The 21426-nt window shown below is 61.1% G+C and carries 22 protein-coding genes; 5 read left to right on the top strand and 17 right to left on the bottom strand.

The window, feature by feature from the left end; genetic code table 11:
* Positions 1-10 precede the first annotated feature (10 nt).
* Entirely contained in the window at positions 11-223 is a 213-nt protein-coding gene (locus E2K76_RS17690; RefSeq protein WP_136685777.1) for a hypothetical protein, read from the bottom strand.
* 188 nt (positions 224-411) lie between these two features.
* On the opposite strand from E2K76_RS17690, the gene nadE reads away from it, so the two are divergent.
* On the top strand, positions 412-1929 hold the full coding sequence (gene nadE / locus E2K76_RS17685) for an NAD(+) synthase (protein ID WP_136685776.1): 1518 nt from the start codon (positions 412-414) through the stop codon (positions 1927-1929).
* Positions 1919-2845 (top strand): FAD-dependent oxidoreductase, encoded by a 927-nt coding sequence (locus tag E2K76_RS17680; protein ID WP_136685775.1) that lies wholly within the window; start codon positions 1919-1921, stop codon positions 2843-2845. The genes nadE and E2K76_RS17680 overlap by 11 nt, the downstream gene beginning before the upstream one ends.
* Positions 2846-3107: 262 nt before the next feature.
* Here the strand turns inward: E2K76_RS17680 and E2K76_RS17675 are convergent, their stop codons facing one another.
* The 13 genes from E2K76_RS17675 to E2K76_RS17615 all read right to left on the bottom strand — a co-directional run bounded on the left by E2K76_RS17675 (position 3108) and on the right by E2K76_RS17615 (position 13599).
* Positions 3108-4763, bottom strand: a complete 1656-nt coding sequence (locus tag E2K76_RS17675) for an alpha-amylase family protein (protein WP_136685774.1) — start codon at positions 4761-4763, stop codon at positions 3108-3110.
* The gene (locus E2K76_RS17670; protein ID WP_136685773.1) at positions 4763-5719 is read right to left on the bottom strand and encodes a TIGR03885 family FMN-dependent LLM class oxidoreductase; all 957 of its coding nucleotides are present in this window, start codon (positions 5717-5719) and stop codon (positions 4763-4765) included. The genes E2K76_RS17675 and E2K76_RS17670 overlap by 1 nt, the downstream gene beginning before the upstream one ends.
* Positions 5720-6041: 322 nt before the next feature.
* Entirely contained in the window at positions 6042-6254 is a 213-nt protein-coding gene (locus E2K76_RS17665) for a hypothetical protein (protein WP_136685772.1), read from the bottom strand.
* Positions 6238-7224 carry an MBL fold metallo-hydrolase gene (locus tag E2K76_RS17660; protein ID WP_246033009.1) on the bottom strand — a complete coding sequence of 329 codons (987 nt, stop codon included), beginning with the start codon at positions 7222-7224 and terminating at the stop codon, positions 6238-6240. The genes E2K76_RS17665 and E2K76_RS17660 overlap by 17 nt, the downstream gene beginning before the upstream one ends.
* 203 nt (positions 7225-7427) lie before the next feature.
* The gene (locus E2K76_RS17655; RefSeq protein WP_169053377.1) at positions 7428-7934 is read right to left on the bottom strand and encodes a DUF4142 domain-containing protein; all 507 of its coding nucleotides are present in this window, start codon (positions 7932-7934) and stop codon (positions 7428-7430) included.
* Positions 7935-8162: 228 nt separating this feature from the next.
* Positions 8163-8888 carry a DUF2243 domain-containing protein gene (locus E2K76_RS17650; RefSeq protein WP_136685769.1) on the bottom strand — a complete coding sequence of 242 codons (726 nt, stop codon included), beginning with the start codon at positions 8886-8888 and terminating at the stop codon, positions 8163-8165.
* 39 nt (positions 8889-8927) lie between these two features.
* Positions 8928-9791 carry a patatin-like phospholipase family protein gene (locus E2K76_RS17645; RefSeq protein WP_136685768.1) on the bottom strand — a complete coding sequence of 288 codons (864 nt, stop codon included), beginning with the start codon at positions 9789-9791 and terminating at the stop codon, positions 8928-8930.
* A 1-nt stretch (position 9792) separates the two neighbouring features.
* Positions 9793-10542, bottom strand: coding sequence for an SDR family NAD(P)-dependent oxidoreductase (locus E2K76_RS17640; protein ID WP_136685767.1), 750 nt, complete (start codon positions 10540-10542; stop codon positions 9793-9795).
* A gap of 53 nt (positions 10543-10595) precedes the next feature.
* Positions 10596-11417 carry a manganese catalase family protein gene (locus E2K76_RS17635; RefSeq protein ID WP_136685766.1) on the bottom strand — a complete coding sequence of 274 codons (822 nt, stop codon included), beginning with the start codon at positions 11415-11417 and terminating at the stop codon, positions 10596-10598.
* A 78-nt stretch (positions 11418-11495) separates the two neighbouring features.
* Entirely contained in the window at positions 11496-11993 is a 498-nt protein-coding gene (locus tag E2K76_RS17630) for a YciE/YciF ferroxidase family protein (RefSeq protein WP_136685765.1), read from the bottom strand.
* A gap of 29 nt (positions 11994-12022) precedes the next feature.
* Positions 12023-12538 carry a ferritin-like domain-containing protein gene (locus tag E2K76_RS17625; RefSeq protein WP_136685764.1) on the bottom strand — a complete coding sequence of 172 codons (516 nt, stop codon included), beginning with the start codon at positions 12536-12538 and terminating at the stop codon, positions 12023-12025.
* Positions 12539-12632: 94 nt separating this feature from the next.
* Positions 12633-13082: a DUF421 domain-containing protein gene (locus E2K76_RS17620; protein WP_136685763.1), complete on the bottom strand. Its 450-nt coding sequence runs from the start codon at positions 13080-13082 to the stop codon at positions 12633-12635.
* A 7-nt stretch (positions 13083-13089) separates the two neighbouring features.
* Positions 13090-13599: a hypothetical protein gene (locus tag E2K76_RS17615; protein ID WP_136685762.1), complete on the bottom strand. Its 510-nt coding sequence runs from the start codon at positions 13597-13599 to the stop codon at positions 13090-13092.
* A 1120-nt stretch (positions 13600-14719) separates the two neighbouring features.
* On the opposite strand from E2K76_RS17615, the gene E2K76_RS17610 reads away from it, so the two are divergent.
* Positions 14720-17557, top strand: coding sequence for a GAF domain-containing protein (locus E2K76_RS17610; protein ID WP_136685761.1), 2838 nt, complete (start codon positions 14720-14722; stop codon positions 17555-17557).
* Positions 17558-17569: 12 nt separating this feature from the next.
* Positions 17570-17932 carry a response regulator gene (locus E2K76_RS17605; protein ID WP_220432291.1) on the top strand — a complete coding sequence of 121 codons (363 nt, stop codon included), beginning with the start codon at positions 17570-17572 and terminating at the stop codon, positions 17930-17932.
* Positions 17933-18699: 767 nt separating this feature from the next.
* On the opposite strand, the gene E2K76_RS17600 is transcribed toward E2K76_RS17605, so the two are convergent.
* Complete coding sequence (locus E2K76_RS17600; protein WP_136685760.1) at positions 18700-19407, bottom strand: PAS domain S-box protein; 708 nt, start codon at positions 19405-19407, stop codon at positions 18700-18702.
* Complete coding sequence (locus E2K76_RS20455; protein ID WP_169053376.1) at positions 19404-20489, bottom strand: GAF domain-containing protein; 1086 nt, start codon at positions 20487-20489, stop codon at positions 19404-19406. The genes E2K76_RS17600 and E2K76_RS20455 overlap by 4 nt, the downstream gene beginning before the upstream one ends.
* A gap of 228 nt (positions 20490-20717) precedes the next feature.
* Between E2K76_RS20455 and E2K76_RS17590 the strand changes: the two genes are divergently transcribed.
* Positions 20718-20963 carry a hypothetical protein gene (locus E2K76_RS17590; protein WP_136685759.1) on the top strand — a complete coding sequence of 82 codons (246 nt, stop codon included), beginning with the start codon at positions 20718-20720 and terminating at the stop codon, positions 20961-20963.
* A gap of 36 nt (positions 20964-20999) precedes the next feature.
* On the opposite strand, the gene E2K76_RS17585 is transcribed toward E2K76_RS17590, so the two are convergent.
* The coding region (locus E2K76_RS17585) for a YsnF/AvaK domain-containing protein (protein ID WP_136685758.1) at positions 21000-21426 on the bottom strand (427 nt) is incomplete at its 5' end.

Genomic DNA, 21426 nt, shown 5'->3' with positions numbered 1-21426 from the left:
GTAGATTAGATTAGATAAACATCATTTCCACCTTTGCGATGCTCTCTAACCCGGAATCCTTGATAATCGCGCGCAGTTGTTCGACCGTCATAGGTCTGCCCATCCCGACGAAGTGCCCGGCAGACGGATATTTATGGATCAAAAGCCTCGTGAACTCATCCAGCACAATTTGGGATTCCCCTAATATGCTGCCGGAGAAAGAATATGTCAGCGTGTAGGGCATATCGTAATTCCATCTCTCAAGTCGGTGGTGCCTGAATCAAGTTAGACAATGCATGTCCCACAGGCGGTGGTAGAACCGCCAGTAGGTCGAATTGTTCGTCACACCCTGCCACTCGGAACATAACAGCTCTAATTTAGCTTCCGTTCAAGAACACACCGAGCACAGCGGGCTCGAGCGCGGAGACGGTCATGCTTTATTCGGATATTCTCGATCTCGCTCGGCAGGGTGGGAGAAGCGGCCCCAGCCCTTGGTTTAAGCAACAGCTCGAGAAGCAAATTGATGACGGGTTATTTCTCAGCGAAGAAGCCCTCGAAAATGTGCTCGAAGCTCTATGCCAAGACTTGATAGATTACCGGACGCAGGCCGGGGTGGAAACGGCAGTGCTGGGGATGTCCGGCGGTGTCGATTCCGCTCTAACTGCTGCGCTGTTCAAGAAAGCCGGATGGCGCGTGGTGGGGTTCACTCTGCCCATTCATCAACATGCCGAGGAAACCGAACGTGGCATCGAGGCGTGTGCGGCCCTGGGCATCGAACACCACCATATCGATCTAAGCGACCGGTTCGACGATATTGTCTCATCCCTGGGCGCATTGGACCGATCGCTTGTGGTCTCCGATGAGGGAGCGGCGCGCACGCGCCGGGGAAACCTGCGTGCCCGGCTGAGGATGATGACACTCTACGATCAGGCCCGTCGCTTCAGCGGCATCGTGGCCAGCACGGACAACTTCTCAGAGCTCGGCGCCGGCTTCTGGACGCTGCACGGTGATGTTGGAGATATCGCCCCACTGCAGGGGCTGATCAAGTCGTGGGAAATACCTTGGCTTTCCCGACGAGCGGGTGTTCCCGAGAAAACATGGCGCGCAGCGCCCACCGACGGGCTCGGGATCGGAGCAGGCGACGAGGCGCAGATCGGCGCGACGTATCTCGAATGGGATATCATTCTCTTTGCGCTCGGCGAGGTTCTGGCCAAGGATCCCCGCATCACCACCCAGCATCTGGTGTCTATCCTTGAAATGGAAAACGACCGACATGCCCAGATGGTGCTGGGGGCCGTGCTGCAACGGCTTCGGACGACTTGGCACAAGCGCGTGAACCCGATCCGGCTCGACCACCCGCTTGCCGATCGTTTCTCCCTTCTCGACACGATCGACGAGAGGCTCTTTCGCCCTCCTGTCCTTCAAAACGATCGTGCGAAGGTAGGCTTTCCGACCGAGACGGAGGCTTCCGCGGCTGATCTCTGCCGCCGCCTGACGGAACAAGGCCTTCGGCTCGTCACAGCGGAATCCTGCACCGGCGGACTTCTGGCGTCGAGCCTCGCAAAAGTGCCCGGCAGCTCCGATACGCTTGAAGGAAGCTTCGTGACCTACCGCGCCTCTCTGAAGACAGCCGCGCTCGGAGTTTCGGAGGTGCTCATCAAGGACCGCACCGTCTACGACCCGGAGGTCGCCCGTCAAATGGCAGGCGGTGCGTTGAAAGCCGCGCCGGAAGCCGGCCTTGCGTTGGCAATCACCGGGGTTGCCGGTCCCAGTGCGGATCAAGGTAAACCTGCTGGATATGTCTGCATCGCGTCGTGCCTTCGTGGTGAGGCGCCGACCGCCTTGGAGTTCGAGTTCGATGGGGGCCCCGAGGAAGTGTTGGCGGCTTCAATCAGCGCAGCTTTGGCCATGGGTCTGAAGGCGCTCGGGGCTGCCGATCATGCAGACTGAAACATACGATTGCGTCGTCATCGGCGGAGGCCCTGCTGGCATGACGGCAGCAATCTACCTTTCGCGATATCGAAGGCGAGTCGCGCTCATCGACTCAGGCGAGAGTAGTGCGTCGCTCATTCCCCGATCGCACAATCACCCAGGCTACCCAGATGGAATTCACGGCCCTGAGCTACTTGAGAAGATGCAGGCACAAATGTCGAAATTCGGCGTGGAGGTGATCCGAGGTCACGTCGACAAAGTCATCGCGCGGGTGGACGGCAGCTTTAATATCCACGCCAAAGCTGTCATCCGAGCGCGCTCCCTCCTCCTCGCGACCGGTGTCCGGGACAGGCTTCCTCCGATTGCCCAGGCACTGGATCACGTCCGGGCGGGTCTGCTCCGCCAATGCCCGGTTTGCGACGCCTACGAGTTGTCGGAAGAGCCTGTGGCGGTTATCGGGGCCGGAGATTGTGCTGCAGGTGAAGCGCTCTTTCTACGCCAGTATACGGCTCAAATCTCGATACTGACGCTGGGTGAGCCGCTGACGATAGACGCTGAGGTTGCTCGGAAACTTGACGATGCGGGCGTGCCGGTCATCCCCAATGCCGTAGCGGAATGGAAGTTCGGCAAGGACAATGTGCACGTTCGGTTTGACGGCGGAAGGACAGTGAGATTTGCCGCTTTATACTCTGGCCTCGGCAACGACCCCAAAAATGCCATTGGAGTCGATCTGGATGTGGAGTTGGCCTCCGACGGCCGCATATTGACCAGTCTTCATCAGGAAACTTCCGTGTCAAATGTCTATGCTGCAGGCGATGTTGTGACCGGTCTCAACCAATTGGCAGTCGCCATGGCACAGGGCGAGATCGCAGCCTCACGCATCCACAGTGTATTCCGCCTGCAGGAAGGACGCTGTCTGGCAGATAAGCTCTGAGCCGGGCGGTATTGGAGGCCCTGAGTAGCACTCAAAACGTCGAGCGAGAACGGTATAAACGACCTAGGCTGAATTTTTCACGAAGGGACAAGCGGATTGAAAGTTTTGGAGGGCCCGCTGGCGACCGCCAACGGGAACGAATTGGTGACAGGCGATTCTTTCTAAATTCTAAAGAATGAGCAACTGAGGATTTCTCACGTGCGAAGCATTCGGCGCGAGAGGAACGCATGGTTTGGCGTGACACCGCTTTCTTCAAATTATTTCATTCGGATGCTGAGATCCGCCCCCAAAGCAGGCCATAGGGCGGCAAGAGAACTTCAACCCCCTCCGATCCCCGCGTTATTTTGGCATCCCCTAGAAGAGGAACAAGCTCGCCGCCGTTGGGCACCTCGGACAAGGGAATCGACACCGTGCATGCCTCCGCGGAAAGGTTGTGCATGGTGAGCAGCGATGACGGACCCCAATCATGACGCAGCGCGACGATGGCTGCCTCGGCAACTTTGAGCGCCCGGCAGGTGCCGAAACCGATCTCGGGCGATTCACGGCGGCGGCGGATCAGGCGCGTCATCCAATTGAGTAGCGATGCCGGCTCACGGTCCTGATCATTGGCGTTGACCGCGGGGGGCGCAAAAGCCTTGGTAGCGACCACCGGACGGCGGATCACGTCCGATGAAGCGCCCGAAAAGCCACCATTCCTCCCCGCGTTCCATTGCATCGGGGCGCGCACGCTCAGCCGTCCGGGAATGGCAAGGTTCTCGGCCATACCGATCTCTTCGCCATAAAATAGGACGGGCGCGCCCGGCAAGGAAAAGGCGAGGCTGTAAACCATCCGCAGGCGTGCCTCGTCCTGCAGCATCGAGGGCATCCGGCGGCGCAGACCGCGGCCGTAGAGTTGCATGTCCTTCCTCGGGCCAAACGCGCGGAACACCTCGCGCCGCTCGGCCTCGGTCAACTTGTCCAGCGACCATTCGTCATGATTGCGCACGAACTGACCCCATGCGTTGTCGTGCGCGAGGCTGGGCATGGCAGCGAGGGTATGCAGGATCGACCCCGCATCCTCGCGGACGAGGGACAGGCCGACCGATTGGTTCATGTTGAAATCAAGGCACATGTGCAGCTCGTCGCCGCCATCATCCCCCATGAAGGCGCGGGTCTGCTCGTAACTCAGGTTGACCTCGCCCAACAGGACGCCGTCGCCCCGGCGACGGTTGAGAAAGCCCCGCAGGTCCCGCAGCCAGTCATGCGGATCGAAACCGAGTGGGTGTCCTATCCCTTCGGTCTCCAGAAGAAACGGCACCGCGTCGACACGAAAACCCGAAAGGCCGAGCTCCATCCAGAAGCCGATGATCCGCCGGATTTCCTCGCGCAGCGCGGGGCTGGCGATGTTTAGATCCGGCTGGTGCTTGTAAAAACGATGAAGATAATACTGTGCCGCAACGTCGTCCCATTCCCAGATACTGCTCTCCTGGTCGGGGAAAACAAGATCCGAAGGGGGCGTTTCCTCAGGGGGATCACTTCGCCAAACATACCAGTCGCGGTGGGGCGATCTCGGATCGGTGCGTGCTGACTGAAACCACGGATGCGCCCGCGACGTGTGGTTCACGACAAGATCGGCGATCACCCTGATACCCCGGTCGCGCGCGGTGCGCATGAACTCGACGAAGTCGCCCAAGGTGCCCAGCCGCGGATCGACGGCGTAGTAGTCGGTGATGTCATACCCATCGTCACGGTCATCGCTGGGATAGAAGGGCATCAGCCAGATGCAGGTGACGCCCAACCCCGCCAGATAGTCGATCCGATGGGTCAAGCCACGGAAGTCGCCCACCCCATCGTCATTGCTGTCCTGAAACGTCTCAACATCGAGGCAATAGAAGACAGCGTTCTTCCACCATGCGTCCCCGGTCCGTTCCATGTCCATCACATTAACTCCGGCAAAACATGCGCGCCGAAGGTTTCGATGAAGGCGCGTTGTTCCTTCCCGACGTGATGCAGGTAAAGCCGCTCGAAACCGAGCTCGAGATATTCCCCAAGCCAACCAGTGATCTGCGCGGGATCGGCTGATATGCGAACTGCGGCATGCATATCCTCCGGGCGGACCGTGCGGGCGGCGCAATCGAACCCCTCAACGCTGTCGATGTCCCATGACAGCGGTGGGCCTGCCACGTTGCTGCGCCACTGGTCATGTGCAATGGCAAGCGCCTCGGCCTCGGCCGCGGCATATGAGACGTGAACTTGCAAGCAAACTGGCCCCTTTCCCCCGGCGCTGCGATAGGCATCGAGAACGCGACGCAGTGTGTCATGATCTTGGTTCACCGTGATCAGCCCCTCGGCCCACTCCGCCGCCCAGGCCGCAGTTTTCGCCGAAACTGCGGTGGCAAGCAGCGGGGGCGGCGTCTCGGGCCGGGTCCACAGCTGAGCCCGATCCACTCGAATAAGCCCGTCATGACTGACCTCCCGCCCCGCAAACAGCTCCCGCATGACTTCGACACACTCGCGCAGACGTTGGTTACGGCGCGGCTTTTCTGGCCAGCGATCGCCGGTGATGTGCTCATTTGCCGCCTCGCCCGAACCGAGCGCGGCCCAGAACCGGCCCGGATACATTTGCGCCAATGTCGCCGCCGCCTGCGCGATGATCGCGGGGTGATACCTCTGCCCCGGCGCATTAACCACACCAAAGGACAAAGACGTCGCCTCCAACGCAGCGCCTAACCAAGACCAGGCAAACCCCGATTGGCCTTGTCGCTCGCTCCAAGGCGCGAAATGGTCTGAGCACATGGCGGCGGAAAACCCTGCCTCCTCAGCCAGCTTAACATCCGCAAGAAGCTGCCGCGGATCAATCTGTTCGTGGGATGCGTGAAAGCCGATGACCGCCATGACCTCTCCTGTATGCCTAGACGTCAAGGCAAGACCGGAGGTATGGTTCCGAAGGATTAGCATCCTCATTGTGCGCTTCCTCAGCAGGAGATCGAACGTCGTCCGGAGCCTAGGCGATACGAGCAGACGGGATCAGGTCTCCACCGCCTCTGCAACGCCAGCCCTGGGCGGCCCTTACGCTGTCGCCTGCATCGATCACGCCCACGCTGTTGCAGAAGCGCATGGGGTAGATCGCAGCGCACGGGCAGGCGGACCACCGCCCAAAAACGACGCAATCTAAGATCTATCGTAGATAATTGCCCCCATTCAGGTTTGCCCGACCCTATCTGGCCTCGTTTGCGTTCGGTGCAGGATCGGGCGCGCCTGCCGGTCCGTCCGGGCCGACGTCGAAATTCAGCGCATCCGACGGCTCGAGCGTTTCGGGTATGGCGTCTTCGCCATTCCAGCTGCAACCGTAGGCGAGCAGCCCCGCGATCACGACGGCGATAAGTAAGAGGATCGGGATCGCCCGCGCCTCTTTACGAGGATTGGTCATGAAACGCTCCTTCAACATAGCGACCATGCTTTGGCATCGCCACGGAACTGAAATTCTCTGCGAGCCGTGCGAGGGCTGCTTTGAACTCGGCACCGGCCAAAGCCGGGCCATGGCCAGCGACAAGAATCTCGGGTCTTAAGTCTGCAAGACGGCGTGCCGACGCTTCGGCTGCCGCCCAATCCGGCGTAAAATAGGCGGGCGGGCCATGCAGCTCCGGTCTTTGTGTCGCCGCGAAGTAGCAGGATTCCTGTCGGGTGGCCGAAAGTGCATCCCCGGCGATCAGAGCGCATCGCCCCGCATGCCAGAGCGAAATGTGCCCAGGCGAATGACCCGGCGTGTGGATCCACTGCCATTCGGGCACCGCCGGGAGCTCACCGCCTTGCGGTAGATCGCGCAGCCGATCCGCAACATCCAGCGGCCCGCGCGGGAACAGCGGCGACAGGTTGGCCATCATTCCGCCCCCGACCTCTGGCGAGGCGGGAGGATAGCGGCGGCTGCCGTCAAGGAAGGGGCGCTCTTCCGGATGGGCATGGATCGGGCAATCCCAGTGCTCGGCAAGATCGCGCAGCGCACCGACGTGATCGAAATGCCCGTGCGTCAGGATGATCGCGGCAGGGCGCGCAGAACCGAAGCGCCGCGCGGCTGCGGCACGAATTGCATCGCCGCTGCCGCTGATGCCGGTATCGACCAGAAGCCAGCCGCGATCCGCCGCTCCCGCCTTTCCAATGAATGCGACATTCACGATGGCCAGTCGCATATAGGCGACATCCTCGGCTACCTCGACCAGATCGCCGTTGCGGATCGGGAGCGCGGCGCCTTCAACAGACAGACCGGGCGCGCCCTTCGGTGCCGTCAGCGCGGCGGCGGCCAGGGAGAAAAGACCGTAGCCCGCAACTGTTCTACGGATCACGGGATCGCGTTCACGCAGCGCTAGCCCGATCGCGAGCGCGCCCTGCGCTGCATCCAACATCCGGTGCTCGGACAGGCTTACCGGGGCGCGCCCTCCGTCATACCGGGTCAGAACTGAATAGGCAGCGACGCCAAGGCCAAGCGCTGAAAGCGGGCGGCTGACCCGCGACGGCCAGCCGAGTGCGGTGGGTGCAGCCAGCAGCAAGGCGGCGGATGCAGCATCGAGCGCGGCATGGGTCTTGGGCGGGATCATTGTCGCCCTCCTTATTCCGGCGTCGCATCGGCGGGTGTCATCCCGTCGGCATGAGCCTTATGCTGTTGGAGGACTGGCAGAAGTTCCCCCGCGACCGCGCGCAGCGCGCCCTCGGGGCCGGAGGCAGAATAGTCTTCGAACAGGGTCACGGCCTCGGCATGGGCCAATTGCTGGGTCTTGACGTAATTGGCATCGAAAGCCCCCTTGTTGCCATCCGCCAGGGAATCCAGCTCGTCCGCATGCTTCGGCGCAAGTTCGTCGGGAACCGGCACCCCTTCGGACGCCGCGGCCTCCGTGAGCTTTTCCCCGGCATCGCGGTGGTCGCGGATCATCTGTTCGGCAAAGGCGCGGATGGCGGGGTCTTCCGAAACTTCCAGCGCCAGTTGGCTCGACCGAATCTCCAGCATGTTGGAGCTGGCAGCAGCGGCGGTGAACGCTTCGGGCGTAGGCTTTGTCTGCGCGAAAGCCGGCGTGGCCAAAGCGAGAGCGAAGCAGGCGGCGATGCGGGTGAACGTCATGTGGACCTCCATTTGTCCCTGAACCGATGTAGGCACGATACGTTCCCGCAGCTAGAACATGCGCCCGTCGCTCGGGCCGTTACATGTTGATCAGCGGTCGAGAAACAGGCCTCCGCCTGTTCAGCAAAGTGACCGGTGCGCTAGATCGAGATTTCCTGGTCGATGATGCGATCAGCAGTCTACGGCTGCCGCCCATGAGTTTTCTTTCGCTTCCTGGCTGATGCCGCATCAAGCCTCCGTCCAGCCGAGGCAACCTGCCGCCGGCCCTCGGCCGACCATGACCGCGCCGTGCAGGTAAAGTCGCCACCAATCCGACCCGTCTGGCATGTCGAACGCCCAGATGTGCCCCGACGCGTCGGTGCTGATAAGGCTCGCACCCACTGCATCTGCTGCCTCTGCGACGGCGGCGAAGCCGATGGTCGGCGCAAAGGCGACGATCACCGGCCCTTCGGGGTCAACCAAGGGAAATGCATTGAGCGTCGCCATTCCTACTGCAGCCACCGGGAGGAGGACAAGGACGCCGCGCATCGGCGGCGGAGGGCGGCGGAGGGCCAAAAGCCCCAGAACGATCGGAATGATCCCAAAGGCCGCGACCCAACCCAGATCCCAAAGCAGTGGGTTTGCGGCAGCATCCTTGATGCGGTGGATGCCCAGAACGCCGTGTGACAAGACGGCATCAACGACATGCCATGCCCCGAAGCCGATCAACGCGCTCTCCGCCAATCGCCCGGGGCGTTCATTCCTCTGCCACAGCATCCAGAGAGCGACGATAAGCGCTGCGAACATGGCAAGATGGAACACTCCGTCGGTCATGATCACGAACCAGACGTTCGCGTTCCAATCCTCGAACCCGCTGAACAGATGGTGCCATTGCAGGATCTGATGCAGCAGAATGCCATCGAAAAATCCGCCGATGGAAATACCCAAGAGAATGCCGGCGCTATGCAGACGCATTGACCTGTCCCTTCAGCCATTCGCGCAGATGCGCATCCGTCAAATCCTCGCCAAGCTGCCTGCGCCGGTCCAGCGAGGCTCGACTGTAATCGAATGCCTTGAGCGCATAATCATCCGCCGGATCATCGAGAACGAGGTGGAGGAATCGCCGCTCGGGCGCGCGTGTAAGGTGAATGATTCGTGCCGATTGCCCGCGACGGCAAGTGCTTGGGCGCGGTCGGCGATCCCATTGACTGTCTGCGTCATCCGCCCGGCAAGGGGATAGAGATCGAGCGCGAGCACGGCGGCATCCCCCTCGCGGTCCAGCAGGGACGGTAGGGGCAGGTTCTCGCACAGGCCGGGATCGAGGAAGGTGCGGCCCGCGATGGTCACGGGCGGGAAGAAACCGGGAAGTGCCGTGCTGGCCATCACATGATCGACCGTCAGGAATTGCTCGTCCGTCCTGAACCGGGTGATCGCCCCGGTTTCCGCATCGAGGGCGGTCAGCGTAACCTCCATCCCGCCGCCGTTGAGGATGTCGAAGTCGATGCTTTGATCCAGAAGCTGACGCGTCCGCTCGCGCCGGAACAGCGAGACATCTGGCGGCATGACGGGCAGGACCTCCAGCAGTCCCGGAAATGAGGGAGAGAAAAGCGCCGGGTTCCCCGCCATCAGCGTTGCTGTAACGAGCATACGCCGCCCGCCGACGACAGGAGTGGGCTGGGCAATCCTTTCTATGAACCTCGCAAGCATTCCCGCCCGGTCGGCAGGCGCATTCCCGGCGATGATTGCGGCGACGGCGGCCCCGATCGAAGCTCCGGCGATGCGGGTGACGTTCAGGCTCGATGCCTCGATCGCCGACCATGCCCCGACATGAAAGGCACCGAGGGCATTCCCGCCCGCAAGGCAAAGCCAGCATTCCATCTCAGCTCTTGGGCTCGGCGATCTTGCGATGCAGTTCCGCGACGATCCCGGCGGGCAGGATCTCGGCGGCGGTGGCCTGCACCTTGTTCATCAGCCCGTGGGTGATCTGTTCCTGCCCCTCCATCATCGCATCATAGCCGGTGCGGGCGACTTTGGCGGGGTCTGCCTTCTTCATCTGTCCAACGGGGGTGTCCAGCATCCCGGCGCGTTCGAACACCCGCGTATCGGTCACGCCCGGCATCAGACAGGTCACGGTGACGCCGCTGCCCGACAATTCGTGCGACAGCGCAACCGAAAGCGAATTCACATAGGCTTTCGTCGCGTTGTAGACCGCCTGATACGGCCCGGGCATATAGCCGACGATGGACCCAGTGAACATGACCCTTCCCGATCCGCGCGCAGCCATCCCCTGTCCGATCCGGCGCGCCAGCATGGTGGTGCCAAACACGTTCGTCTCGATCACGTCCAGAATCTCGTCCTCGGGCTGCCCCAGGAAGGCATGGCCTAGGCTGCGCCCGGCATTCAGCATCAGGATGTCCGGCACGGCGGTGCCAAGTTGGCTGCAAAGGGCATCCACCCCGTCGCGCGTCGAAAGGTCCGCAACCAGCGCAGCGCCGGAAAGTTCGGCCGCAACCTGTTCGATGGCGCGGTCGCGGTCGGCCAGCAGTAAGGCGTGCCCATCGGCGGCGGCTATGTGTGCAAGCTCCAGCCCGATGCCGCTTGCTGCCCCGGTGATAACACAAAATCCCATTTCGTTCCCCTCAATGGAAGGATGGCCCGGCGCAGTTGCCGGGCCGTGCCGCCTCAGGTCTGTTCGATCTGCGCTCCGCTGTTCGGTTTTGCCTTACCAAGGTTCGGCACTTGCGCCGAAGGCTCCAACACCCCCGCCGTAAACTTCCCTTTGCCATCGATGGAGGGCCCGTCCGACCAGCGCCCGGGCACCGGGGCGCTTCCGTCAGCCTGAAAGCCGAGATAGGCATAGCTGAACTCGGTCTTTTCGTCAGCCTGCGGATGGCTGTTCGGTATGGGGAAGGCCGCGAAACCGCCAAGTTCTTCCAACGCGGCAAGCCACTGGTTCTGGTGCATGGTGTCGCGCGCGATCAGGTATTGCAGCATGTCCCTCATGCCCGTGTCGTCGGTCATATTGTAGAGACGCACCGCGAGGGTCCTCCCCGTGGACTCGGCGGCGATATTGGCGGTCATGTCGGCCGCGATATTGCCGCTGGCATAGATATGAGACATGTCGAACGGCACGCCGTCGCTGTCCACCGGCATGGCCGACAGCCCCGAGGACAGCAGGTTCTTGAGATTGATCCCGCCCATGACTGCACCGATCGCGGCATCCTTGGCCATCTGTTCCTGAAGGCTGAGCGGTGCTCCTTCGAGGTTCAGGGCGACGGCGGTTGCGAGCATCTCGATATGGCCAAGCTCCTCGGCAGCGGTGTTCATCAGCAGGTCGCGGAACTTAGGATTGCCCCGCGCACCGCAGGCTTGGAAGAAATACTGCATCGCCACGCGGATCTCGCCCTCGACACCGCCGATGGCCTGTTGCAGCGCGCGCGCGAAAAGTGGGTTGGGCGCATCGACACGCACGGGATATTGCAATTTGTTGTCGGTATAGAACATCGGAGCTCCTATTGTCTTTCATCCGTCGCCAAAGAGGCGGGCCGGGATAAAGAATGCCCGCCGTTTGGCGGGCATCGATCAGGCGGCCTTTTCGGCTGCAGCGTTCACCACGTTTTCCGCCAAAGCCGAAAGCTTTTCATCTGCGGCGGTTTCTTCCTGAAGCGTCGCGTCCAGCAGCGTCACGGCTTCGTCCAGCCCAAGCTGCGTCGCCCAAGCTTTCAGCGTTCCGTAACGCGAGATCTCGTAATGCTCGACGGCCTGCGCGGCTGCCAGAAGACCGGCGTCGTGGGCGGGGCTGCCCTTGAACTCTTCCATGATCTCCTGTGCTTCGGAGATGATGCCCTCGATGGCATCGCAGGTCTTGCCGCGTGGACGCTTGCCGATCACCTCGAACACCTGCGTCAGGCGTTCGACCTGGGTCTGGGTTTCTTCCTCATGCGCCTCGAACGCGGCCTTGAGATCTGGCGATTGCGCGGCGCGGGCCATCTTGCGCAGATTGGTCGTCAGCTTCTTTTCGGCATAGTAGACGTCTTTCAGAGTCTCGTGGAAAAGCGTCTCGAGGGTCTTGTCGGCCATTTGTCTCTCCTATGGCGGTGTGGGGAAGGTCAGATGTCTGCGCGCTGCTCGGTTCCGGACAGGGCGATGTATCGGCGCACGACGCCCGGAAGCCCGTCTTCGATCTGGGCCGCCATCTGGCGTTCCTCTTGCAGGTTCTGGTCCAGCAGGGGGATGGCCGATGCGGCGCCCGCCTCCTCGGCGGCAGCGATCAGTGCGGTATAGGCGGCGATCTCGAAATGCTCGAAGGCGAAATTGGCCATCGAATTCTTCAGGATCTCGTCGCTGGCCATCGAGTGGGTAACGGCGGCCATCGTGCCGGTGAAGGACAGCGACAGGTCTTTCAGCGTCGAGGAGCTTTCCGCGACCGTCGCGAGGATTTCATCCAACCGGTCGATCTGGCCTTCCGTCTCGCGGATGTGCCGGTTCAGGAGCGCCGAAACCTCGGGGTAGTGTTCGAGCCGCTTCAACTGCGGCTCCATGATCGAAAGCGCCTGCTTTTCCATCGCATGGGCATTGCGCAGCCCGTCGACGAAGACGTCGCGGGCAGAAACTGTGCTGGTCATGATGGGTTCTCCTTACTTGCCCTCCAACCGGGGGCAGTTCGGAAGGTTCCTGCGCTTTTGGATCACCGGGTGAATGGCAGGTCAGCCTCGGCTTTTATCCGTCGGTTTTCGGCACGATGCTGATGCCCCCGCTGTTCTCCAGAACGGCCGCGTCTATATCGTCCATGCTGCGCAACCCATGCTGCAACCTTGCTGCTTCGAGAACATCGGCAATGCTGACCCTCGCTCTGCGCATCGCAATCTGGTCGGGAACGCCACCTGCCACGAGAACGGTCGGAGTGCCGTCAAGCCAGAGCGCCACCTTGGGGGACCAAGATTTCGCGTAAGACAGCAATATATCCGTCGTGAACAACGTCACGATCAGAACGAGTGCGTTGGTAATGGAGAAATCGTCGCCCAGCAGGGCTTGCTGTGTCGTCTCAGCAATGATGAGCAGCAACACGAAGTCGAAAGGCGTGACCTGTGCCAGTGTCCGCCGGCCCGACAGACGCGTCGCGATCAGCAGGACAGCATAGACGGCAATACCTCGGATAACGGAATCCATGGTTCACCTAGGGGAGGATTATCAGGGAGGTGCTTCGTCTCTCGGAGCCGACAGCTATCTCGAAACGGGTGAACCCGAAATGTAGCGAACGGATGTCGATCTGAACCGCGCGTTCCGCATTCCCCGCCGCATCAAAGGTGAAGGTTTGCCCGAAGGGCGTAAGCGTCGTTGATGCGGGTTCCGGCTGGATTCGCTCGACGCCGAACCTTTCGAAGAACGGCTGAGAGATCGTGATGGACGGCGTTTCGACGTTGCCGCCGAATGTGATCGAAATCTCATCCGCTGCCTCCCACCGGCTGACCCTCGGCAGCTTCAGCGTCACTTCGCCCAGCGAGACGCTTTGCTTTTGCAGCAGCCCACCGCTTCCGGTCAGCCCAAGGAGCGCCCCGACGATGATGAGTGCGAAAAACACCCATGCCACACGCTGGATCCGCCAGAACTTCAGCTGGGAATCGCGATGCTCATCCAGTTGCAAGCCGTCCTTGCGCAGCGGAGGGTTGAGATGATCGCGATGCATGTCAAACCTGCGAATTTGACCACAGATAGCTTGTCACATCTTAAAGGCCAGTGCTTGGCAATGGTCTTGAGTTCGCCAATGCAACCAGAAATCAGGTGGATGTGACTCCGTCGTTAGACCGTTCTGTTCCTGCGAGACTGACCGTGCGATTGGCCTGTCTGAGTCAACATTAGATGTGCAGCCTGCCGATGCAAACCCAAGCGGGAACAGAAGCTACATTCTCGGTTGATGACAGACCCGTGGGCTATCTTCTGACTTGCGTCCGGTTAATCAGGGAATGATACGGTATGAGCTCGAAACCCATCCGCATCCTGGTGGTTGAGGATGACTTCTACATCGCCAAAGCCTTGTAGGCAGCTCAAAAGCAAGACAGGTAGAGGTCGTGGGGCAGTTTAGTTCGGTGACCCGAGCGATGGATTCCGTTACGGAAGAAGTCTTTGATGCGGCAATCCTCGACATCAACCTGTGCGGTGCCACGGTGTAATTCCTGGCCGGCTATCTCCGGCGGAGAAACATACCTTTCGTGTTGCGACGAGTTACGACTGGCAGGTGCTGCCGGGACATTTCGACGACTTTCTTCAGCTGCAAAAGCCGTATGACAACGTCGACTGTCTAAACAAATTCTTGAATTAGCGGGCGGGCGCGAGTCGTGAGCAGTAGCCTTTAAGTCGACAGGAAAGCGCCGACGAACGTCATATCTTCAGCACGTGGTCGTTGCCGAGGTGGGTAGTCTTGATGGAACACGATAACTCCTTAGCCTGGCCCCGCGGCGACGGTGAAGGGCCGCGCCTTCGGCATGTTCAATCGGGTGACCGGAGTGGACGTGCCGGTAGGGAACACGCTGGCGGGGTTTCTTCGGCACGGGATGGGGTCGCATATGCCGTGTCTCGGAGCGGTTCTGTCCCTTGCCGCGATGGTCGGCATCGCGCCAGGGAGGCGGTGACTATTGGCGCAAACCCGCATGCGGCTCTTACCAGCGGTCTTGGGAATTCCTGACATTCGCTGCGATGCAGCATCGCACATAATGCAGATGGCCCGCTGATACGTCATCCTCGACAGCTTCAGCTTGCTCCGCGCCACGCCACGTGGGACAAGGCTCGGTCCCTCAGGCAGAGCGCACATGGCTTCCGATCCCGTCGATACGCCCGCAATTTCTTTCGATGAACAGGCACGGTCTTTTGCCTTGCACCGCTATGGTATCCTCGACACCCCCTATGAGGCGGAATTCGATGATATTGCGGCAATCGCGGCCGAGGTGTGCCAAACCCCGATCGCAGTCGTCAATTTTGTCGATACCGAGCGTCAGTTCTTCAAGGCGGAAGTCGGCCTTGGCGTGCGGGAGACGCCACTCGACACCTCGTTTTGCGGAAAGGCCATTCTGTCTGAAGACATGATGATCGTCCCGAACGCGCTCGAAGACCCACGCTTTGTCGGCAACCCGCTGGTCACGCAAGCCGGAGGGCTGCGTTTCTATGCAGGCGCCCTTCTCAAGACCAAGGACGGGTATCCCATTGGCACCGTCTGCGTGCTCGACACAAAGCCAAGGGACCTCGACGAGCATCAAATCCGCACTCTCCAACTCCTGGCGCGGCAGGCGATGACGCAAGTGGAATTGCGCGCGGCGCTGGCGAGCAGCCGACATTTTGAGGCTCGTCACAGGCAGGTTCTCGACAGCTCAATCGACTACGCCATCCTGTCGACGGATCTGGAGGGCGCTGTTACGGGCTGGAACCGTGGCGCAGAGCACGTTTTCGGCTGGTCCGAAAACGAGATGCTCGGGCAGCCTGCCGACATCATCTTCAACCCGGTCGACCGCACGGTGGGCGTTCCCGACTTGGAAATGGAAGCCGCCCGCTTAAACGGACGTGGCGCGGACGAGCGCTGGCATGTCCGCAAGGACGGCTCGCGCTTCTTCGCCTTGGGCGAGATGATGCCGCTGAAGGATGACGCGGGCCGTCATGTCGGCTACGTCAAAATCCTGCGGGATCGGACCCGCGCGCGGCGTCAGACGCAGCGCCTTGCCCTTCTGGCGCAGGCCGCCGCTGCTCTGCTCGACGCAGACGATCCCGCCGCAACGCTTCGCCCGGTTCTGGAGGGCAGCGCGGACACAATCGGGTTTGAGCAATGTTATCTTTACGACGTTGATCGGGCCTCCGAATGTCTTGAATTGCGAGACGCCGTCGGTGCCAGTGAAGAGACGCGGATGGCCCTTCAGCATGTGACGGTTGACGTCCCGCTCTGCGGGATTGTCGCGCAGACGGCTGGCCCTCTCATTCTGTCCGACCTGCATCTGAGCGATGAATCCCGTTACCAGATCCCCAAGTCCACAGGCGTCAAAGCCTATGCAGGCTATCCCATCCTTGTCAGGGGGGATGTCGTCGGCGTTATCTCTTTTGGCAGCACCGAGATGAACGCCTTCGACGAAGAGGCCCTGGCTTTCTTCCAGACGGTAGCGCGCCTGCTGTCCGTGGCCCGCGGGCGGACGGATGATGCCCGTGCTTTGCGCGAGGCCGAGCAGCGCTCTCGCGCCGCACAGGAGGCGGGCGGTATCGGCACCTTTGAAGCAAAGATCGCGGACGGGATGGTCACGGCATCGACCGAGTTTTGCCGTATCTTTGGACTTGCTCCTGAGAGCGAGCTCCCGGCGCAGCTCTTCGAGGATTTGATCCTGAATGAGGACGGTGCGCTCTTTTGCGAGACCGCCGGGCAGCCCGAACACGCCAGGCCGATGGATCGGGAGTTTCGCATTCGGCGGGCGGATGACGGCAGGCTGCGCTGGATTTCTCGCCGCGCAGAATACAGACGCGATAGCTCGGGCGAAATCCTGTCGATGTTCGGCACGATGCAGGACATCACGGATCGTAAAATCGCCGCCCTTCGTCAGGAAGCCCTTCTGGAACTTGGCAATGGCGTGCGCCATGCAGACACGCCGCAAGAAATGATCGACCGCGCCTGCCATATCGTGTTGCAAACACTGGCGGCGTCGCGCGTGGGCTATGCAGTGGTTGACCGCCGCGCCGGTCGCTACGTCGTCTCGGGCGAATGCATATCCGAGGACGTGCCCAGCTTGCATGGCAGCTACGATCTGGCAGAATTCGCAGAGACGACAGCACAGCTCCAGCTCGGGGAACCCCTGATCCTCCGCAATGCGGAGACGGAGCGGGCTTTGGCGGGAGACTTGGAAAGCTACAGGGCCATTTCGGTTGCCGCGCAGATCAGCGTGCCGCTGCTTCGCAAAGGCGAATTGATCGGCTCGCTTTTCGTGCACCAATCCAAGGCGCGAGACTGGACGGCGGGGGAGATTGACTTCATGCGGCGCGTTGCCGATCGCCTCTATGCTGCGCTCGCCACGGCGCAGGCCGAGAAAGATCAGGAAGTCCTCAACCACGAACTCTCCCACCGGCTGAAGAACAGCCTGTCTATGGTGCAAGCCATTGCCACTCAGACCCTCAGGTCTGCCGCCGATAAGACGGCGCTTCAGGACTTCCTCCGCCGTGTGCAGGCCTTGTCGGCAGCGCATGACGTGCTTCTTCATCGCAATTGGGAAGCCGGCTCGATCCGGGAGACGATTCACTCGACCCTGAAGACGTTTGCCGATCCCGAGCGCATCCAGATCAACGGGCCGAACGTGGATCTTGGTCCTCGCACAACGCTCAGCCTCTCGATGCTGCTGCACGAGCTTGCGACCAATGCCACGAAGTATGGCGCGCTGTCGGTGGACAGCGGCACGCTTTACGTAACCTGGCATATCGAGGAGGCGATGGAGGATGTGCAGGACCTGGTGATCCTGTGGCGGGAAGCGGGAGGACCAGAGGTCGTGCCGCCAGTCCGCAGAGGTTTCGGCTCGCGGCTGATTCAGCTCGGCCTGACCGGAACGGGAGGCGTCGATCTCAGTTACGAACTATCAGGACTGGAAGCGACAATAAGAGCACCCTTCGTCGAGGTGCAGCAGTCCTGATGAGGATCGAGCATGATGTCTGAACCCACTGTTCTCGTCGTTGAAGACGAACCGCTCCTAAGAATGGCCGCTTTGGACATGCTGGAGGATGCTGGCTATGAGGCTGTAGGCGCCAGATCGTCCGAAGCGGCTCTCAAGATACTGCGGACCTGCCCGTCGATCCGAGTGCTGTTTACGGATGTGGATCTCGGACGCGGGCAAGACGGGCTCTGGCTTGCCGCCCAAGTGAGGGATGGTTGGCCGCCCGTTGGGATCATCGTGACTTCGGGCCACAGGCACGTGGCGAAGGCACAGATGCCGGAGGGTGCGACGTTTTTCGGCAAACCCTATCTCGAGGAGATGATCATCTCCGAAGTGCATCGCCTCGTGGCCTGAGGGTATAGGAAATCCAGCGCAAGGCGTCTGGACGCCATAGCCGCCAAAGCGCCCAATTTCGGCTGGTGCAGATAATCCCCCGATGAAACACTTGGAATTATCATGGGCATCAAGCCGTTTTCATGGTCGATCGTGTCTCAGCTGGCCGTGCCCGCCATCTGCCCCGCCTGTCCTGAGATGCCTTGCAATTTGACCAAGCGCCTTACCGCTCCAATTGCAGCAGATCAGGTGACAATGAGTGGACGTTTGGGATGACGACAGACAAGACCAAGGGCGTTAACAAGCAGGCCGTCGGCGATCAGAAAGACCCCTTGCCGCCCCGGTCTATCTTCAGTGCTTGCTACGATCCCAAGGGGAGCTCGAAGAGCACGAACAAGAAGGCAACTCCTTCTGCAGAGAAAGGTCCGCACCTGGATGGCCTTGACGATTGGCTGCTGCGGGCGTCTCAGCGTTCGGTGAACCGCTAAGCATATCGCATCCAAGGCGTTCGAACTATAGACGGCGGGGCCAACACCAGCCACATCCCCCCGGATGTGGAACCCAAACACTCTTGACTTGCCAGCCCCGCCGCTCCCGATCAAGGACGCCTTAAATGCGCCTAAATCCCCCGGGATCAAGGTGCCGCTGATCCAATTACGCCGTTGTGTTAAAAGGTTTTTTGCGTTTCGGGCGGGAACATTTTTGACTCAACATAAAGTTGTCTTCGCGCGCGAACGTAGCCGTGCAAACCATCCCCCGGCATTACACGCTGCTCCCAAGCGCGGCGATCACTCAGGCTCATTGTTAGCCCTGTCCGACTGCAATTCGCTCAGAGGTCCGGTGAGCCGGCAGCGCAGGCCGGAGGGCGCATAGTCGAGCCGCGCCTCGGCACCGAACGCCCCTGATAGTCCGACCTCGATCAATCGCGTGCCAAATCCACGCCGTGTTGGAGGCGTCACGACCGGGCCATCGCTTTCCTGCCATTCAAAGACGAAGAGCGGCTTTCCTGCCGCATCAGTTTCGATCTGCCACTGGACGGTCACCTGTCCCGCATCGACCGACAGCGCGCCATACTTGCTCGCGTTCGTTGCAAGCTCATGGCAGATCAGAGCCAGCGACAGCGCTGCCGAAGCGCCAAGCTCCACTTGCGGTCCCGCGATCGCGACACGGGCTCCCTCTCCGAGAAGGGCGACTGTCGATCGCACAATTTCCTCCACCGAAGCGGCATCTTTGCGCCCCGTCATCAGCACGTCGTGCGCCTTGCCAAGCGCACTGAACCGAACACCATCCTTGCGGATATGCCACCGCTCGTCGACCGCCGAGCCTTCAGCCAGGGACCGCCGCATTTCCAGGCCGGCCCGATCCGTTTCCCGATCCTCGGGGGTATAAAAGCGGGAGGCGTCCGAGCCGCGCATCTCATCGGCCGTCCAGCCAAATATGGTCTCCGCCCCGGTGTTCCAATCCGTGATTGTGCCCGCCCGGTCCGTCACGATCACGCCGAATTCCGTGACGCTCTAAAAGGTCTGTCGATACCGCCTTTCGATTGCCCGCATGGTCTGATTGGACCGTGCCTCGCTTTCACTCCCCCCACGGCGGATGCGACGAGACCGGCCAGCATCTGTGTCATGACCACGTCGCGAGCTGTGAAGCTATTGGCCCGTCCTGAGCTGACTTTCAGAGCGCCGATCATGACACCCTGCCGGGAAATTGGCTCTGCGATCAGCGACCGGATACCCAACTTTTTTGCCAGATCGTGATCACCCGCCGCATCTGACGTGATATCGTTGCTGAGGATGGTGCGGTTATCGAGCACGGATCGTCCCGAGAGCGACGTTGCGAGTGGCAAGCGGTATCCCACATGGGAGGCAAGAGAGCCCGCCGCCGTGTCGAACGACAGCTCATCCTCGCTTATCAGCTCGACCGCTGCGCCATCGGCAGCATCGACAATTGAGAGCGCCGTTTTCACAATCGCCTGAAAGGCTACGTGCAGATCTGCGCCGGGTGCCGCAATTGCATGCTGGGCATCAATAAGGGCTTCGAAGCGGATCGCCTCCGCCTCTACCCGTTGCTGCTCTGCGCGCAGCGCAGCGCCCGCCTGCCGCAGTTCCAGTTGGGCCATGACCTGATTTGCCAGGGCGAGAAGCCCGGTGCGTTGAGCGGGCGTCAGCCCTTCCGGGCGCGGGATGTGATCGATCACGCAAAGGGTGCCCAGGGAATGCCCATCCCGCGCGGTCAATGGCGCGCCGGCATAGAAGCGTATATGGGGCGCATGCACCACCAGCGGGTTCATCGCCGTTCGCGGATCGGCGGTCAGATCCGTGATCTCCAGAATATCTGTAAGGCCAAGAGCATGTTTGCAGACCGAGGAGTTCAAATCGGTCTGGCAGGGCTCAAAGCCCCGGCGAGCTATGAACCATTGCCGGTCCCGATCAACCAGACTGACAAGGGCAACCGGCACGCTGCAGATCTGGGTGGCGAGTAACACGATGTCGTCAAAGCCGCGCTCAGCCTCGGTATCGAGAATGTCAAAGCTTGAGAGAACAGCCAGGCGGCCGTTGTCCTTTTCCAAATCACTCATGTCCGTATGCCGTCACTGATACCAAGTCCGGCAGGGCATCCGGATCAACGCGGCTTTTAATTCACTTAAGGCGTCCTGCAAAGAGTATCCCCGCCCCGGCTCGCATCCGTCTCAAAAGCTGAGCTGTGTCGTGGATATTTAAGGAACAAAGCCACCGCAGGGTTGTATTGCCTGTGTCCCCGCCGAAGCCCCGCTGGCGACCTCTGCCAGCGGGGCATTACCCCCTCCATGGTGATCGATTTGCACGCTTTGACATATGCCATAGACGGCACACCCGGCACGCTGACCGAAAGCCATGAGGCCCTGATCGCCGACATGGTCGACCATGTGGCAAACTTTGCGCCGGGCTGGTGCCTAAGCGCCCCTCAAGATGAACGCGCCCCGCGGCAGATCATTTCCCTGACCCGGCTCGATCGGCGGATTTCGTTCACGCTGTCAAAAGCACTCATCCTGCAGACGGGCACTTATCGGTGAAGGCGGTGGGCGGGAGTGATCCCGCCCCACACCTCGTCACTTCCGCGTTTTGTCCAGATCGTCGCGGTCATCCTCGATCTCGACTTCCGTATGGCGCACGGTGTCGGAGATCGTCTCGCGATGGGTGTCGCTGGTCTTGCGCAGCCCCACCTCCTCGACCACCCGAGCTTCCTTGGAAACCACCGCCTCTTCGCGGTATTCCTCCGCCTCCAGCGTGCGATCCTGGAAGGCCGCTTCCGTGCCGGTTACGGCGCGGTCCACCGGGCGGCGCTCGATCTCCACCCGGTCTTCCCGCAGATCGATGCTCTCGGTGATCGGCTCCTCGACCGTGTAGGCGCGCACGCGCACGCGGCCATGGCTGGCATCGCGCTTACCGACGCGCAGACGCTCCTCGACAACGGGAATGCTTTCGTTGTCCGATAGGCTGGTATCGCGCGTTCCGGTGCCGACGGGCGCGATGACG

The sequence above is a fragment of the Falsirhodobacter xinxiangensis genome (assembly GCF_004959935.1).
In the GTDB taxonomy this organism is placed as follows: Bacteria; Pseudomonadota; Alphaproteobacteria; order Rhodobacterales; family Rhodobacteraceae; genus Falsirhodobacter; species Falsirhodobacter xinxiangensis.
The sequence above is the reverse complement of the archived record's forward strand: the minus strand, read 5'-3'. Positions and strand labels throughout refer to the sequence as shown.

Excerpts from the sequence above, each read along its gene's own strand:
- E2K76_RS17660 (WP_246033009.1), bottom strand. The coding sequence starts at position 7,224 with ATGTTGGATGCAGCGCAGGGCGCGCTCGCGATCGGGCTAGCGCTGCGT.
- E2K76_RS17680 (WP_136685775.1), top strand. The coding sequence starts at position 1,919 with ATGCAGACTGAAACATACGATTGCGTCGTCATCGGCGGAGGCCCTGCT.
- E2K76_RS17590 (WP_136685759.1), top strand. The coding sequence starts at position 20,718 with ATGGTGATCGATTTGCACGCTTTGACATATGCCATAGACGGCACACCC.
- E2K76_RS17610 (WP_136685761.1), top strand. The coding sequence starts at position 14,720 with ATGGCTTCCGATCCCGTCGATACGCCCGCAATTTCTTTCGATGAACAG.
- E2K76_RS17635 (WP_136685766.1), bottom strand. The coding sequence starts at position 11,417 with ATGTTCTATACCGACAACAAATTGCAATATCCCGTGCGTGTCGATGCG.
- E2K76_RS17650 (WP_136685769.1), bottom strand. The coding sequence starts at position 8,888 with ATGCGTCTGCATAGCGCCGGCATTCTCTTGGGTATTTCCATCGGCGGA.
- E2K76_RS17655 (WP_169053377.1), bottom strand. The coding sequence starts at position 7,934 with ATGACGTTCACCCGCATCGCCGCCTGCTTCGCTCTCGCTTTGGCCACG.
- nadE (WP_136685776.1), top strand. The coding sequence starts at position 412 with ATGCTTTATTCGGATATTCTCGATCTCGCTCGGCAGGGTGGGAGAAGC.
- E2K76_RS17605 (WP_220432291.1), top strand. The coding sequence starts at position 17,570 with ATGATGTCTGAACCCACTGTTCTCGTCGTTGAAGACGAACCGCTCCTA.
- E2K76_RS17625 (WP_136685764.1), bottom strand. The coding sequence starts at position 12,538 with ATGACCAGCACAGTTTCTGCCCGCGACGTCTTCGTCGACGGGCTGCGC.
- E2K76_RS20455 (WP_169053376.1), bottom strand. The coding sequence starts at position 20,489 with ATGAGTGATTTGGAAAAGGACAACGGCCGCCTGGCTGTTCTCTCAAGC.
- E2K76_RS17630 (WP_136685765.1), bottom strand. The coding sequence starts at position 11,993 with ATGGCCGACAAGACCCTCGAGACGCTTTTCCACGAGACTCTGAAAGAC.
- E2K76_RS17690 (WP_136685777.1), bottom strand. The coding sequence starts at position 223 with ATGCCCTACACGCTGACATATTCTTTCTCCGGCAGCATATTAGGGGAA.
- E2K76_RS17615 (WP_136685762.1), bottom strand. The coding sequence starts at position 13,599 with ATGCATCGCGATCATCTCAACCCTCCGCTGCGCAAGGACGGCTTGCAA.
- E2K76_RS17670 (WP_136685773.1), bottom strand. The coding sequence starts at position 5,719 with ATGGCGGTCATCGGCTTTCACGCATCCCACGAACAGATTGATCCGCGG.
- E2K76_RS17640 (WP_136685767.1), bottom strand. The coding sequence starts at position 10,542 with ATGGGATTTTGTGTTATCACCGGGGCAGCAAGCGGCATCGGGCTGGAG.
- E2K76_RS17675 (WP_136685774.1), bottom strand. The coding sequence starts at position 4,763 with ATGGACATGGAACGGACCGGGGACGCATGGTGGAAGAACGCTGTCTTC.
- E2K76_RS17665 (WP_136685772.1), bottom strand. The coding sequence starts at position 6,254 with ATGACCAATCCTCGTAAAGAGGCGCGGGCGATCCCGATCCTCTTACTT.
- E2K76_RS17645 (WP_136685768.1), bottom strand. The coding sequence starts at position 9,791 with ATGGAATGCTGGCTTTGCCTTGCGGGCGGGAATGCCCTCGGTGCCTTT.
- E2K76_RS17620 (WP_136685763.1), bottom strand. The coding sequence starts at position 13,082 with ATGGATTCCGTTATCCGAGGTATTGCCGTCTATGCTGTCCTGCTGATC.